Below are 13,239 nucleotides of genomic sequence, written 5' to 3'. Positions count from 1 at the left end.
CGCCGGTGGGGCGTCCGCGGCGCTGTGGCGGTCCTGGCACGGCGACCAGGCCTGGGGGGGGGGGGGGGGGGGCCCCCGCGGGGCGGCCCACGACGGATCAGCCGACCAGGGCGACCTTGGCGCCCTTCTTGGCCTGCCCCCACTGCGACGGGTCGCCGTCGGCGGCCGAGGCGGCCGTGGCAGTGGCGAGGGCGCCGACGGTCACGAGGGCGGCCAGGGCGGCGAGGCGGGCGAGCTTGCGCACCGGAATCTCCTTCCGTGCGGCGGGACCTTCCCGCGGCACGACATCAGGTTCGTACCCGGGGCTTGTGATCGGCTTGGAAGCCACTTGGCCCACCGCTCCAGCAATGGCCGTACGGATAGTCGCCCGTCAGGTACTCACGGTCACGGTCGGACGCCGTGTCGCCGATGGCCAGGGGTACGTATCGCACCTCCCCCGTGACGCGATCGGCCGGACCGGGCCGTTCCGCGTCCGAGTACGACGGACGAATGTTAACGAGACGCCATCGCTCGGCTATTCGAGTGGAGCACATCGGCTGGCATGGAAACTCTTTACGCCCGGGGATTCCACGGCCTACATTTCCCAAGAAGGTCGTCAATCTCCGCGAGGTACCATGCAGCCACAGATCCCCATTGTGGGAAGCGCCGATCCGAACCGCGACCACGGCAGTCCGATGAATGATCCGGTGGCTCCGGCCGCCCTGGTCGCCGCGCCGCCGCGAGCGACCGCGCCGGCCCGCGGGTTCGTGGGCGGGTTCACCGCCGAGGCCGTCTACCACAGGCTGCGCGACCAGAGCGTCGCGCGCACGGCGGGGCTCACCGAGTCGTAGCACTTCGGGCGCTGTTTCCTGTTGCCTATTCGCCCATTCGCGCCCCCTTGCCTTGAAGATGCCGTCGCGTGTCGCCATCCTGAGTCGGCAAGCATTACCACGATCGCGGACGCTCCATTCCGCGAATCTTCGTCGTGCCGCCCGACGCTGGATCGGCGGCTCTTCAATGGCGCCGTGAATCAAAGGAGCGCAGCCATGCGCGTATTCGTGAACTACCGCACCGGTGATGCCACCTATGCCGCGGTGCTGATCGACGAGAAGCTCTGCGAGCAGTTCGGCAAGGACAACGTCTTCCGGGACAACCGCTCGATCGGGCTGGGGGTCGACTTCAGGCCCAAGCTGTGGGGCAGCCTCGCCCACAGCGACGTGCTGGTCGTCGTCATCGGGCCGCGCTGGCTGACGTACGGCGCCGACGAGACCGGCGCCGGGCGTCGACTCGACGACCTGGACGACTTCGTCCGCTGCGAGATCGCGCTCGGCCTGCGCATCGGCATCCGGGTGGTCCCCGTGCTCATCGGCGACACGCCCGCGCCGCGGGCCGCCCAACTACCCGACGACATCGCCGACCTGGCGCACCGCCAGTACCTCCGGCTGCACGACCGCGGTGCGCACCACGACGTCGCCCGGCTGGTGCGCGAGATCGCCGACGAGATCGGCCCCGACCCGGTGGCCCAGCCCGTGGTCGACCACGAAGGCACCGTCGCCTTCCTGCAGTACGAGCTCAGCGGCACCGCGATGCCCTCCCGGCACCAGCGGGAACGGCTCCGGACGCTCGTGCACGAGGCCGCCGGAACCGCACGGCTGGTCGACGCGGAGGTCATCGCACAGCCCGACGGTCTGATGGTGTCCCTGCCCTCGACCAACCCGTCGACCCGGCTCACGGTCACCTTCGTGCGCGCGCTCGCCCAGCGGCTGGAGACCAACACAGACCTGCCGCGGCTGCGGGTTGCCATGGATGAGGGCCTGCTGCACACCCCGAACGGGCTCGACGCCGCGGACCGGGCCAGGCACCTGCTCGGACTGCCGCACATCGACATCGTGTTCAAGCGGGCCGAGGCAGCGCGACTGGTGCTGGTGCTCAGTGAGACGTGCTTCGTCGCGGCCCGGCAGGTCAACGTCGACCGGGCCGCGTACGCCGAGATCGCGCTGGCCCACCATGACCGGTGCTGGCTGCACGTGCCGGGCTACTCGGCGCCGCCCGGACTGCCGCCGGTCCCCCACGCGTCCGGCGCCCCGGAGCGTCCCCAGCCGCGGCCACCGGCGCCGCGTACGACATTCGCGCAGACCGGCGGCATCGCCATCGGCGGTGACGTGCACGGTTCGGTCTACAACGGCGACCGCGTCACCGGCACCGTCAACCACTACCACCACCCAGTGCCGGAGGAGACCGAGCCGTGACCACGAACGAGCAGCCGGCCGCGCCCGAGTCGGCGCCCCCGCCCGAACCCGGCGGCGCGCGATCCCCCGCGGGCGCCGCCGAGACGCCCCGGGGCGCGAAGAGTGGCAACTCCGACGGCACCGGCGCGAAGACCAACGACACCGCCACGGACCCGGATGAGGACAGCGCGGCCGCCAACGCGGACGACGAGCCGGGCCGCGCCTCCGAACGATGGAAGTACGTCCGCGCGGCGCAAGACGCCTTCGGCGGCGACTCCGTACGGGACAAGTTCGTCTTCCACCTGACCGGCGGAGGGCAGGCGACCGCACCGCTGCGGCAGCTGTCCCCGACGCTGGAGCAGCTGGCACGCCGGGCGTTCGTGGATCCGGCGGACTGGGACGAGGTCCGCAGGCAGTTCGTCGGCCGGCGCACGGTGATCCTGCGGGGACACTCGGGCCATGGCCGCCTGACCATGGCGACCCGCCTGTTGCAGGGCGCCGACGCCAAGATCATCTATCAGCTGGACCCGAGGGTCGACGTCGCGCGAATGGCCGAGCGAATCAGCGGCCAGAAACTCGAGACCGGCACGGCATTCCTGCTCTGCCAGCCCGAGGACGTCGCCGGTCTCGACAGTTACACGCTCCAGAGCCTGGAGAAGGTCCTCACCGACGCGGATGCCCGGCTGGTCGTCACCGTGGGCCAGGAGACCCGCCTCGCCGAGGCCGCGCTGCTGACGTACGTACTGGAGCTGCCGACCGCGCCGGAGCTGGACAAGGTGATGCGCAGGCACCTCGACTTCTGGGTCGACGAGCACCGGGCACGGCTGATCCTGGCCGACGTCGAGATCGCCACGATCATCGCCGAGCAGTTGGCCGGATCTGGTGCCACCTGCGAGACGGCGGCGTTCTGCGCGTTCGTCCTCAGCCGGCAGGACGAGGAGTCTCTCGATCCTCAGCGGGTCAGGGATCTGCTCAGGCGACGGGGCGGCCACGAGTTCGACATCTGGTTCGACGGCCTCACCGAACTTGAGATCCGCTGCTTCGCGATCGCGTTGGCCGTGCTCGACGGCTCACCCCTGGAGGATGTCTCCGACGCGGCCCGCCGACTGTTCATCCGGCTGTCCCAGACGGACACGGTGGCGCTCACCGACGAGTTGAAGATCCGGGTCCGCGAGCGGGATCCGTTCGCTCTCAGCACCCCCCAACTGGCCCGGATCCTGCAGGCTCGGCTGTCGGGCGGGACGGAGACCGATGCGGAGACCGGCCCGCTGACCATCGGGTACCGCGACGTCGAATATTCCCGCCGCGTCATCGAACGGGTGTGGCGTGAGCATCTGATCCACGACGAACTGCTCGAGTGGCTGACCGAGCTGGTCCTGACCGGCTCCGAGCAGGTCCGAGTGTTCGCCAGCAGCACCGTGGGGCTGCTGGCCAGATATTCGTTCGCCTGGGTGGAGCGTAGGGCGCTGCAGACGTGGGCGGTGAGCAAGCTGTCGCGGCTGCGGGAAGGCGTCGCCGACGCGCTGCGGGTGGCCTACGCCGAACAGCGCCTGCGGCCGACGGTCCAGACCGTGGTCCGCCGGTGGTACGCCAACCGGGCCGCGCCGCTGGGCCAGTCGACCGCCGCGATCGCCCACGGCGCCGGCATCACGCTGGACGACACCGCCGACCGGTTCGAAGCCCTGCGGCGACTATGCGTGGTCGACGACGTGGAGGTACACACCATGATCGGCCGAGGGTTGACGTGGCTGCTGGTGGACGAACCGGCGACCGTCGCGCCGTCGATGTACTCCATGATCGAGAAATGCCTGGCCGACCCGAAGCGCATGCTCGCCGGCACCCGCGCCTTCCTGGTCGTCGCCAACGATCTGATCACCACCGATGCGACGACACGTTGGCCTTCCCTGCTGCACCTGGCCAACCAGCACGCCGACTTGCGTGAGCCGCTCTTTCGCATGTGGGCACGCACGTTGCGAGACGGGAACGTGAACGTCGTCGCCGAGCGGGTCGTACGCAACTGGGCGATGTTGGGCGAGGCCGACCCTGCCGTCGGTGAGGCTTTCGTCCGCATGGTGCGCAGCACTCAGCGCGTCGACGGTCACTCGGGCGCTGTCTTCGCGCGCATGGCCCGGCAGTGGGTCGACAGCGATCAACTGCTGCCCCTGCCCCAGATCGCCCGTTCTGTTGAGCGCGTGCTCACCGCCTGACCAGTCAAGGAGCCGACAGATGACGACTGTGCCGCTGATTCTCAAGCAGGAGCCCGCCGAACGGTTCAGCCGGGCCCAGCGGATCCGCACCCCCGACGTGGCGGTGGTGTACGCCACCGCCGACGGCGGCGTGGAAGTGATCGACGAGGGCAGACCGACCACGCTGCTGGACCAGCTCAGCAAGCGATTCCAGCACCGCTACGAGGTCGATATCAGCGACCACCAGCGGTGGATCGAACTGCACTCGATGCCGCCCGCGGCGAAGGGCGGGGTCTACCGCTTCCAGGCCCGCGTCAACATCGGTTTCCGCGTCTGCTCGCCCGCGGAGGTCGTCCGGCGCAACTTCCGCGACGGCCTGCCTCTGGTCTCCAACCATCTGATGCGCGTCATCAACCAGATCACCAGCGACTTTCCCATCGAGGAAGCCCAACGCGCCGAGCAGACGGTCAACCAGCGGCTGCAGGGCCGCCAGATCATCGAAGGCTGCATCGAACTCTATCTGTGCCACGTCGACCTGCGGCCCGACGCCGAGGCCCGTTCTCATCTCGCCCGGCTGGAAAGCGCCCACCGGGCGCAGGAACTCGGCGTGCTCCAGCACGGGCTGAACGTGCAGGCGGCACAGGGCAAGGCCGAGGTGGACGCGATCGGTCAGCAGGCCGACCTCGAAGCGCGCGAGCGCGAGCGTCTCGCGCTCGCGGGCCGACCGATGAGCGCACAGGACATGATCGCGCTGCATCTGGAACGCAATCCGCACGACACCGCCGGGGCGATGGAGATGATCGCCAGGTTCCGGGCGACGGAGGTCGCCCAGGCGGAAGCGGCGGCGGTGCGCAACCACGAGATGATCAGGGCGCTCGCGGAGAGCCGTTTCCTGCTGCCGGGCGATCCGGCGGTCGGCCACCTCGTGAACAACGCCCTCGGGCTGGGCCCCGCGCAGGCGCTTCCCAAGGCTGCGTCGTCCCCTGACGACTGGAACGCCCCGCTGCCCAACGGCGGCCGGGCGGACGGGCCCCGCGAGCAGGCTCAACTGCCCGGCATCATTCCGATCTACGTGGCCGTGGACGCCGCGGCGGCGGTCGGACCGGTGGGCCACCGCCTCAACGACGGGCTGCGTTCGCTGGTCGAGGACATCGCCTCGGCCGGGGAACTGGCCCGGGTGATCCGCCTCGGGATCACCACCTTCGCCGAGGGCGCCATGCTTCAGCGCAGTGCGCAGGACGCCCTCGCCTCGTCCCTGCCCATGGTGTCCGGCGGTGGCCGGGCGCGCCTGCTGCCCGCGCTCGATCTGCTGGCCGACCGCATCCCCCGCGACGCGGAGGCGTTCAAGCAGCTGACACCGGCCCTGCGCCGTCCGCAACTCATGATCTTCTGCGCCGGCGAACCGGCTGACGCGCGGCAGTGGCAGAGCGCCTACGACGCGCTCAGCGACCGGCAGCGCAACCGGTACGCCCCGGACATCGTGGCCTGCGGCAGCGCCGACACGCCCCCCGAGCTGCTGCTGGAGCTCGCGTCCCGGCCGGAGCTGGCGTTCTCGGCCTACGACGGGGACCTGTCGGTGGCCGTCGACAACTTCCTGTACTTCGTGCAACGCCGGACCCGGGACCTCGCCCAGGGCGTGCTGGACGGCGACCAGATCGCCTTCCTGGCCGGCCCGCCCGGCTACCGCCCCGCCGCCGACCTCACCGACCGCCGCTACTGAGGAGACCTCCGCCATCATGAACGAGATCCGGGCCACTCTGCTGCCCGTCTACTTCGTCGTCGACGAGTCCGCGTCGATGGCCCCGCACATGGCCGAGCTGAACAAGGGCCTGGCGGACCTGCACGCGGCGCTGCTCGCCCAGCCGATGACGGCCGCGAAGGTGCGGATCACCGTGATGGGTTTCTCCGACACCGTCAAGCTGCACCTGCACCTGGCCGACCTGCGCCGGGTCACGTCCCTGCCACAGCTGACGATCCGGACGCAGACCTACTACTCGGCCGCGTTCGACGCGCTGGACAAGCAGATCCCGGTCGACATCAAGCATCTGAAGGATCAGCAGTTCGCCGTACACCGGCCGGCCGTCTTCTTCCTCACCGACGGTCAGCCGACCGACGGCACGCTGTGGCATGACGTCCACCGGCGACTGGTCGACCGGGTACGCACGCCCAGCGGGCCCAACATCGTCGCCTTCGGGGTCGGGGACGTCCACCCGCAGACGATTCTCAGCGTCGCCACCAGCCAGCACTACGCGTTCGTCTCCACCAGGGGCATGGACATCAGTGTGGCGATCGCCAACGTCTGCGTCGAGCTCACCAGAAGCGTCATCAGGTCGGGCAGCCTGGTGGGCAGCAGCAACCCCGAGCTGTTCGTCGAACGCCCGCAGGGCTTCGCCATGGCGATCGACCTCGTCTGATGGATCGCGGGAAGAACGAAGTGGCGGGATATCGCGCTGTCACTCCGCCGCCGCAGGCCGGCTGGGACGCGGCGCCGCGCATCCACAATCAGCCGCGGCCGGGCGACTGGGCCCGGATCGTGATCGACACCGGGAACGACCAGATCGAGCCCCAGCCGTACCCCGCGTACAGCGTGCCGGACACCATCTGCGACGGCTGGTCCACGCCGGACTTCACGGTACGGATGGCCAGCTGCCGCGGGGACGCGCACCGGGCCACCGGGCAGCCGCGGCAGGACCACGCGGTGACGACCCTGCACCCGTCCGGTGCGCTGCTGTTCGCGGTGATGGACGGGGTGTCCTCGGCGCCGCTGTCCCATCTCGGTGCCGAACTGACCGGGCACACGGTGCTGCAGGCCCTGTGGGACGCCGTCGACGTGCGGCCGCCCTGGGAGGAGGTGTTCCAGCGGGCCGCCGACGCGCTGCTGAGCTCCCGGCAGGGACTGCGTCCGGCGGAGTCGGCCGAGCACGTCGAGCGACGGCTGGGCACCACCGTCGTGGCCGGGGTGGTGACCGCCACGACCGGCGGGCCGTTGGCCCGCGTCGCCCGGATCGGCGACTCGGGCGCGTGGTGGCTGCGCGGCGGTTCGTACCGGTCGGTCTTCGACCCCAAGGGCCGAGGCGCCGCGACGGTCGACTCTCGGGTCGCGGGGCTGCCCCGGGTCCCCGCCCGGGTGGAGTCGGAGGAGGTCCTGCTCTCCCGGGGCAGCGTGCTGCTGGTCGCGACCGACGGGATCGGCGACCCGCTCGGCGACGGCACCGGGTTGGTCGGGCAGCTGTTCAGTACGGCACTCGCCGAGCCGCCACCGCTGCTGGGCTTCGCCCACCTGGTCGACTTCGCCCGGGAGACCTTCGACGACGACCGCACGCTGCTTGCGATCTGGCCGGGAGGGCCGCGATGAGTCCGTATGACATCACCAGGGTCGACGAGGCCGTCCTGGTCCACCACGACGAGCTGGGCGTCGGCGGTCAGGCAAAGGTGAGCCTGGTCCACGCCCCCGGCTTCGACCAGCCGATGGCTTACAAGGCGTACAACCAGCAGAGCCTGTCCCAACTGGATGCCGACGCCCTGGAGCAGCTCATCGACCTGCCCGGCTCGGCCGAACCCGGCCTGCGTGAGGTGCTGACCACCCGAACCGCGTGGCCGAAGGCCGTGGTGCAGCGCGCCGGGCAGGTGTGCGGCTTCCTCATGCCGGTCGCGCCCGCCGGATACACGGCCTACCTCCGCCTGCCCGACGGGATGAAGCCGCAGCTGCTCGCGCTGGAGTTTCTGCTCAACCCGGTCGAGTACATGGCCAACGTGAACCTGCCGGTCACCGAGCGACAGCGGCTCGAACTGCTGGCGGAACTCGCCCGGCTGCTGCACCTGCTGCACAGCGCGGGCGTGGCGGTCGGCGACCTGTCACCGAAGAACGTGCTGGTCAGGCTCACCCCGCCCAGCTGCCACCTGCTCGACGCCGACGCCATGCGGGTGCGCGGGCGCTCGGCGCTGCCCCAGGTGGAGACACCGGATTGGAGTGTGCCCAGCGGTGAGGAGCTCGGCACCGTCGCCACGGACAGTTACAAGTTCGCGCTGGTCGTGCTCAGGATCCTGCTGTCGGACCAGTACGCCGGGGACCCGGCGGCGCTGCGACCGCGCCATCCCGAACTCGCCCTGCTGGCCGAGCAGGCGCTGAGCCGGTCCACGTCCGACCGGCCCGGCCCCGGCCAGTGGCTCGGCGCCATCGAGCGGGCGCTGCCGAACGCCTCGGTGCAGATCCCGACGGTGCCGGTCGCCCCGCGGCCCGTACCGGGCCCGGCCACCCCGGCGCAGGTGCCGCCCGGCGGCCTGGTCATCCCGGCCAGGCCCCCGACGAGAACGAGCCGCTCGGGCGTCCGGTTTCTGGTCGGCGCCGGTCTGGCCGCGGTCGTCGCGCTCGCCCTGTGTGTCGGTTGTTTCAACCTGCTCGGCCGCAACAACGACAACTTCGACGCCACGGGCACCGAGCAGGCCGTGGCGAGCTATGCCGCCGACGACCCCGGCGGCGGCGACCCGGGGACCGGGGGCGGCGGAGCCGACGACGGGGCCGAGCAGGCTGCCGCCGTCCAGGCCATCCTGACTCCGTCCAAGGTCGACCGCAACAATCTCACCCACGCGGTCGCGAACATCAGCGGCTGCGACAACCTCGCGGCGAACATCGCCGCACTGCAACGCGTGGGCAACGGCAGGCGGGCCGAACTGGCCCAGGCACAGGCGCTGCGGGTGTCGGATCTGCCGGGCGGGGAGGAACTCGCCGCGACGCTGGTCACCGCGCTGACCCATTCGCTCGCCGCCGACCAGGCGTTCGTCAAGTGGGGCAGGACCCGGCTCAACAGCGGATGCACCAAGGCGAACAAGGAGGGTGGCCAGTACGACGTGGGCATGGACGAGTCGACCCTGGCCACCGCGGCCAAGCAGCGCTTCGTCGAACTGTGGAACCCGATCGCGGCACAGTACGGCCACCCGGTGATCGAGTACACCGACATGTGAGACAGAGGGGGCGGTTCAGATGGCGGCGGCCAGCCGGAGCCCGATCAGGTGGGCGTGCTGATGCTTAGGCCAGCGACGCAGCGTCGTGCCCAGGGCGCGCAGGTCCGTGCCGATCGTCGCCGAGTGCACCTGCCGGTAGTCGTCCAGTACCTCGTCTGCGACCGCGCAGGCCTCGTCGACCTGAGCCGACGCGGCCAGGGCACGGGCCAGCCGGGCGCCGAACCGGGCACGGGTCCGGCAGGCGTGCGGCGGGACATGGGCAAGCTCCCGGCGCAGCACCTCGGCCGCCTCAGCCGGGCGGCCGAGGTCCAGCAGAGACCAGCCGGTCACCAGACCGACCGGGTCGGTGACCGTGCTGGTGCCCAGCACCGGGCCGGGTTCACCGGAGTCCTGCGCCAGCAGCAGCTGGGCCCGGTCCAGGGTGGTCAGGCAGCCCCGGTGGTCCCCGGCGAGGGCGAGTCCCTGGGCTTCCCGCAGGGTCGCCAGGCCGCGCACCCGCGGGCCGCAGCGGCTGTCCTGGGCCTGCCGGGCCAGGGCGACGGTCTGGTCCGCGTGGCGCTCGTACATCGCCATGAGGGCCCGGCGGACCAGCGCGTACGAGGCCATCGCGAGGTCACCGGCGTCGCGGGACAGCTCCACCGCCTGCTCGGTCCACCACACGGCGCTGTGGTCGTCGCCCGCCTCCTGCGCGATCCAGCCCGCGTACTCGGCGTAGCGCGCGGTCAGCAGCCCGGCCGCCCGTCGATCCGCCCCGGTCGACTCGTCGGTGACGCGGTACAGCGCGTGGGTCTGCGCGGCGACCATCGGCAGCAGGGCGTCGGAGTCCAGCGACTGGCCGATCTGGCGGATCTGGGTGAACAGCGCCCGGAACTGGTCCAGTGTGGTGCCGTCGGCGGTGCGTAGCGGGCTCGAGGCCCTGGGGGGCTGCCGCTGGCGGGGGGACTCGGGCTGGCCGAGCACGGTGAACGCGCTCGGGCCGGTGGGGTCAAGGCGCAGCAGCCACACCCCGCGGCCGGTGTCGCGGGCGGGCGGCGCAGCGGGCGGCGGTGCGACGGCGAGCCTGGTGAGCTCGCCCGCGGCTCCGAGCAGCGCGTCACATCGCCGGGCGAGGTCCTCGCTGGGCGGCTTCAGCCCGTTCTCGACCTTGCTGAGATGGCTTTTGCTGTAGTAGGTCAGGTTCACCATCTCGGTCAGGGAGTATCCGGCCGCCAGCCGTAGGCGGCGCAGTTCGGCGCCGAAGTGCGGCTGCGCCTGTGTCATCGAGACTCCATCTCCGCCGTGTCTGGTTGCCATCCTGAGGGCGGCCGTCAAGTTCGGCGACGTTGCGTCGGCAATTTGCAGGTGTCGACACGGTCGCCCGCGCCGCCGCGGCCGTCGGCGTGCCGGGCCACCGCACGGCGTTCGCGGTCGGCTGACTGGTCTGGCCCGTACCCAGAAACGGAAAGGGCCGGGAGGCGATGCCTGCCCCCGGCCCTTTGCGCGGTGCTCCCTCAGCGGCTCGTCAGGCCGGGTTGACCACGTTGACGGTCAGGACGTTGCCCGACTGCCCGGTGACCGTGGCGGTCACGCCGTGCCCGGCGACCAGCACGCTGTTGGTCGGGTTGGCGCTGTAGTAGTACGCCGACGGGTTGGTGTCGTTGAACGTCGGGATCCCGGCGTTGGCCGAGGCGCAGGCCGACAGGGTCTGTACGGTCTGCGACTTGCCGCTGCCGACCAGCGCCTCCTTGTGCAGGCACACCTGCGGGACGGGCTGGACGCCGAACGTCGCGTCGAACGGCTGGCGGCGGTTGGTCGGGCTGGTGCCGTCGGCGTAGACCAGCGGCACGGGCCGCGCGTCGACCGGCAGCGACAGGCCGGTGCCCGGGTGCTGCGAGGTGTTGTTGTCCTCCACGCCGTGGTTGACGTACCAGACGAGCATGCCGGGCTGGAACGGGAAGAACTCGACCTTGTTCGGCGCGCTGTAGGCGTAGCTGAACTGGTACGGCCCGGTGCGCAGCGTGTCGTCGTAGCCGGTGTACTGGCGGTTCTCCAGCAGGTAGTACCGGTCGGCCGAGGTCGACACGGTGCCGGTGGAGCGCTGCCACTGGCCGGTGGCGATCCAGCTGCCGGGCTGCTCGACGTCGTCGGTGAACACCGTGGTGTTGCCGGCCTTTGCCGTGATGTCGTCGAGGAACGCGCCGGCGAAGTGGACGCCGCCGTCGGTCTGGTAGCGGAACCGGAACTGGGTGGCCGCGCCGCCGGCGGTGTAGGAGTAGCGCAGCGTGGTCCACTTGCCGCTGGAGGAGCCGGTGATGGGCTGGCCGGCCTGCGCCCAGGTCGCGCCGCCGTCGGTGGAGTACTCGAAGTAGAGGTAGTCGTAGCCGGACTCGATGTCGTACCACGCCTTGGCCGTCACGTTGATCTTGGAGGCGGCGGGCGCGGCGTGCGACAGGGATTCGTTGAGCTGGTCGGCGCTGCCGGTCCACCAGGCGTACTGCCCGGAGGCCGGGGTGGTGTAGGTCGTCGACGTCGTGGCGGGCGGCAGGTTGACCTTGATCGCCTGGGCGTTGGCCGTGTTGGCGTCCTGGGCCGGGTCGAGCAGGATGCTGCCACTCTGGCCGGTGGCGACCGTGCGGTAGTCCAGCCAGCCGAGGAACAGCTTCTCCTCGGGGCCCATCAGACCCGGCGTGGTGCCGATGCCCTCGTTGGCCTCGGCGCCGTGGCCCAGCCACGAGCCGGAGCTCATCAGGGTCCAGAAGGAGGTGCTGTTGTCACCGCTGTTGGTGTCGTAGTAGTCGGGCAGGCCGAGGTCGTGGCCGAACTCGTGGGCGAACACGCCCAGGCCGCCGTTCTCGGGCTCGGTGGTGTAGTCGCCCAGCCAGTAGTTCGAGTTGCCGATCCGGGCGCCGCCGGACAGGTTCTGCTGGCCGCCGACGCTCGGGCCGGTCAGGCCGAAGTCGGTCGGGTTGACGAACCAGCGGTGCGACCAGATGGCGTCCTCGCCCTGGGCGCCGCCGCCGGCGTCCTCGCCCTCACCGGCGTGCACGGCCTGGAAGTGGTCGAGGTAGCCGTCGGGCTCGTCGAAGTTGCCGTCGTTGTCGAAGTCGTAGCGGTCCCACACGTCGAACTGCGCCAGGTAGGCGTTGATCTGGGCGGGGGTCATGCTGGCCAGGGCGTGCTGGTACCAGGCGTTGCCGGTGTCGGCGATGAACGCCCACGAGCCGCCGTTGTCCTCGATGGCGTTGTCGCCGTAGTAGGACTCGTTGTAGGGCACCTGGACCCAGTCGCTGACGGTGTTGGTGACCGAGTACTTGCCCGAGGACAACTGCTCGTAGAAGCTCTTCATCGACTCGCCGGAGCCGTTGAACAGGTTCTCGTAGTGGGCGGTGCTGAAGTCGGCGGACCAGCCGGTGGAGTTGTCCGCGGCGCGGTCGGGCTGCGGGATCTGGTTGTGCAGCGGGCCGGGGGCGGTGCCGTACTTGCCGGCGCTCTGCGTACCGAACTCGGCCAGGATCGTGAAGATCTTGTCGGTCTTCTCGAAGGCCACCTCGACGACGTTGTTGGTCTCGTCGTCGACCGTGACGTTGCCCTTCGCGTCGATCCGCGCCTGACCGCGGCCGACCATGGCCAGGGCGGCCTTGCGCTTGTCGGTCCACTGCTTGGTACGCGGACCGGGCCGGTTGTCCGCCCGGTGGTCCGCGCCGTCGGCCGCGGGCCGGGCAGCGGCTCCGCTCGTGGCGGGTGCCGCGCCGGCCGGCCACTGCAGGGCGGCGGCGACCAGGATGGCCGCTCCTGCCGCGCCGACGACGGCGGAGGTCAGCTTTCTCATCGTGGGTCCCTCCCCAGGAACGCAAGAGGTGGAGCGTGGGGGCTCCACCTCGCGGAGTTTCACACGTGATCAACAG

10 protein-coding genes are annotated in these 13,239 nt (G+C 70.8%); 7 read left to right on the top strand and 3 right to left on the bottom strand.

The window, feature by feature from the left end:
* Positions 1 to 97 precede the first annotated feature (97 nt).
* The gene (locus KUA19_RS07855; RefSeq protein WP_217395482.1) at positions 98 to 244 is read right to left on the bottom strand and encodes a hypothetical protein; all 147 of its coding nucleotides are present in this window, start codon (positions 242 to 244) and stop codon (positions 98 to 100) included.
* A gap of 430 nt (positions 245 to 674) precedes the next feature.
* Between KUA19_RS07855 and KUA19_RS07850 the strand changes: the two genes are divergently transcribed.
* From KUA19_RS07850 to KUA19_RS07820, 7 genes are all read left to right on the top strand, one after another.
* On the top strand, positions 675 to 830 hold the full coding sequence (locus KUA19_RS07850; protein ID WP_217395481.1) for a hypothetical protein: 156 nt from the start codon (positions 675 to 677) through the stop codon (positions 828 to 830).
* 195 nt (positions 831 to 1,025) lie between these two features.
* Positions 1,026 to 2,228 carry a toll/interleukin-1 receptor domain-containing protein gene (locus KUA19_RS07845; RefSeq protein WP_217395480.1) on the top strand — a complete coding sequence of 401 codons (1,203 nt, stop codon included), beginning with the start codon at positions 1,026 to 1,028 and terminating at the stop codon, positions 2,226 to 2,228.
* Positions 2,225 to 4,414: a hypothetical protein gene (locus KUA19_RS07840; protein ID WP_217395479.1), complete on the top strand. Its 2,190-nt coding sequence runs from the start codon at positions 2,225 to 2,227 to the stop codon at positions 4,412 to 4,414. The genes KUA19_RS07845 and KUA19_RS07840 overlap by 4 nt, the downstream gene beginning before the upstream one ends.
* A 19-nt stretch (positions 4,415 to 4,433) precedes the next feature.
* Positions 4,434 to 6,113: a hypothetical protein gene (locus KUA19_RS07835; RefSeq protein WP_217395478.1), complete on the top strand. Its 1,680-nt coding sequence runs from the start codon at positions 4,434 to 4,436 to the stop codon at positions 6,111 to 6,113.
* A 16-nt stretch (positions 6,114 to 6,129) separates the two neighbouring features.
* Positions 6,130 to 6,807 (top strand): vWA domain-containing protein, encoded by a 678-nt coding sequence (locus KUA19_RS07830; RefSeq protein WP_217395477.1) that lies wholly within the window; start codon positions 6,130 to 6,132, stop codon positions 6,805 to 6,807.
* A gap of 20 nt (positions 6,808 to 6,827) precedes the next feature.
* Positions 6,828 to 7,748 (top strand): protein phosphatase 2C domain-containing protein, encoded by a 921-nt coding sequence (locus KUA19_RS07825; protein WP_217395476.1) that lies wholly within the window; start codon positions 6,828 to 6,830, stop codon positions 7,746 to 7,748.
* Complete coding sequence (locus KUA19_RS07820; protein WP_217395475.1) at positions 7,745 to 9,355, top strand: hypothetical protein; 1,611 nt, start codon at positions 7,745 to 7,747, stop codon at positions 9,353 to 9,355. Before KUA19_RS07825 ends, KUA19_RS07820 begins: the two co-directional genes overlap by 4 nt.
* Positions 9,356 to 9,370: 15 nt before the next feature.
* Here the strand turns inward: KUA19_RS07820 and KUA19_RS07815 are convergent, their stop codons facing one another.
* Together KUA19_RS07815 and KUA19_RS07810 are read right to left on the bottom strand one after the other, a co-directional pair.
* Complete coding sequence (locus KUA19_RS07815) at positions 9,371 to 10,615, bottom strand: helix-turn-helix domain-containing protein (protein ID WP_217395474.1); 1,245 nt, start codon at positions 10,613 to 10,615, stop codon at positions 9,371 to 9,373.
* A gap of 241 nt (positions 10,616 to 10,856) precedes the next feature.
* On the bottom strand, positions 10,857 to 13,163 hold the full coding sequence (locus KUA19_RS07810) for an immune inhibitor A domain-containing protein (protein ID WP_217395473.1): 2,307 nt from the start codon (positions 13,161 to 13,163) through the stop codon (positions 10,857 to 10,859).
* Positions 13,164 to 13,239: the final 76 nt, after the last annotated feature.

It is taken from the genome of Catellatospora tritici (genome assembly GCF_019083965.1).
GTDB lineage: Bacteria > Actinomycetota > Actinomycetes > Mycobacteriales > Micromonosporaceae > Catellatospora > Catellatospora tritici.
Note: the sequence above shows the minus strand (reverse complement) of the source record. Positions and strands in the feature narration are given on the sequence as shown.

What these genes read in the sequence shown, in the direction of transcription:
- KUA19_RS07850 (WP_217395481.1), top strand. Translation starts at nt 675, where the DNA reads ATGAATGATCCGGTGGCTCCGGCCGCCCTGGTCGCCGCGCCGCCGCGA.
- KUA19_RS07820 (WP_217395475.1), top strand. Translation starts at nt 7,745, where the DNA reads ATGAGTCCGTATGACATCACCAGGGTCGACGAGGCCGTCCTGGTCCAC.
- KUA19_RS07810 (WP_217395473.1), bottom strand. Translation starts at nt 13,163, where the DNA reads ATGAGAAAGCTGACCTCCGCCGTCGTCGGCGCGGCAGGAGCGGCCATC.
- KUA19_RS07830 (WP_217395477.1), top strand. Translation starts at nt 6,130, where the DNA reads ATGAACGAGATCCGGGCCACTCTGCTGCCCGTCTACTTCGTCGTCGAC.
- KUA19_RS07815 (WP_217395474.1), bottom strand. Translation starts at nt 10,615, where the DNA reads ATGACACAGGCGCAGCCGCACTTCGGCGCCGAACTGCGCCGCCTACGG.
- KUA19_RS07835 (WP_217395478.1), top strand. Translation starts at nt 4,434, where the DNA reads ATGACGACTGTGCCGCTGATTCTCAAGCAGGAGCCCGCCGAACGGTTC.
- KUA19_RS07845 (WP_217395480.1), top strand. Translation starts at nt 1,026, where the DNA reads ATGCGCGTATTCGTGAACTACCGCACCGGTGATGCCACCTATGCCGCG.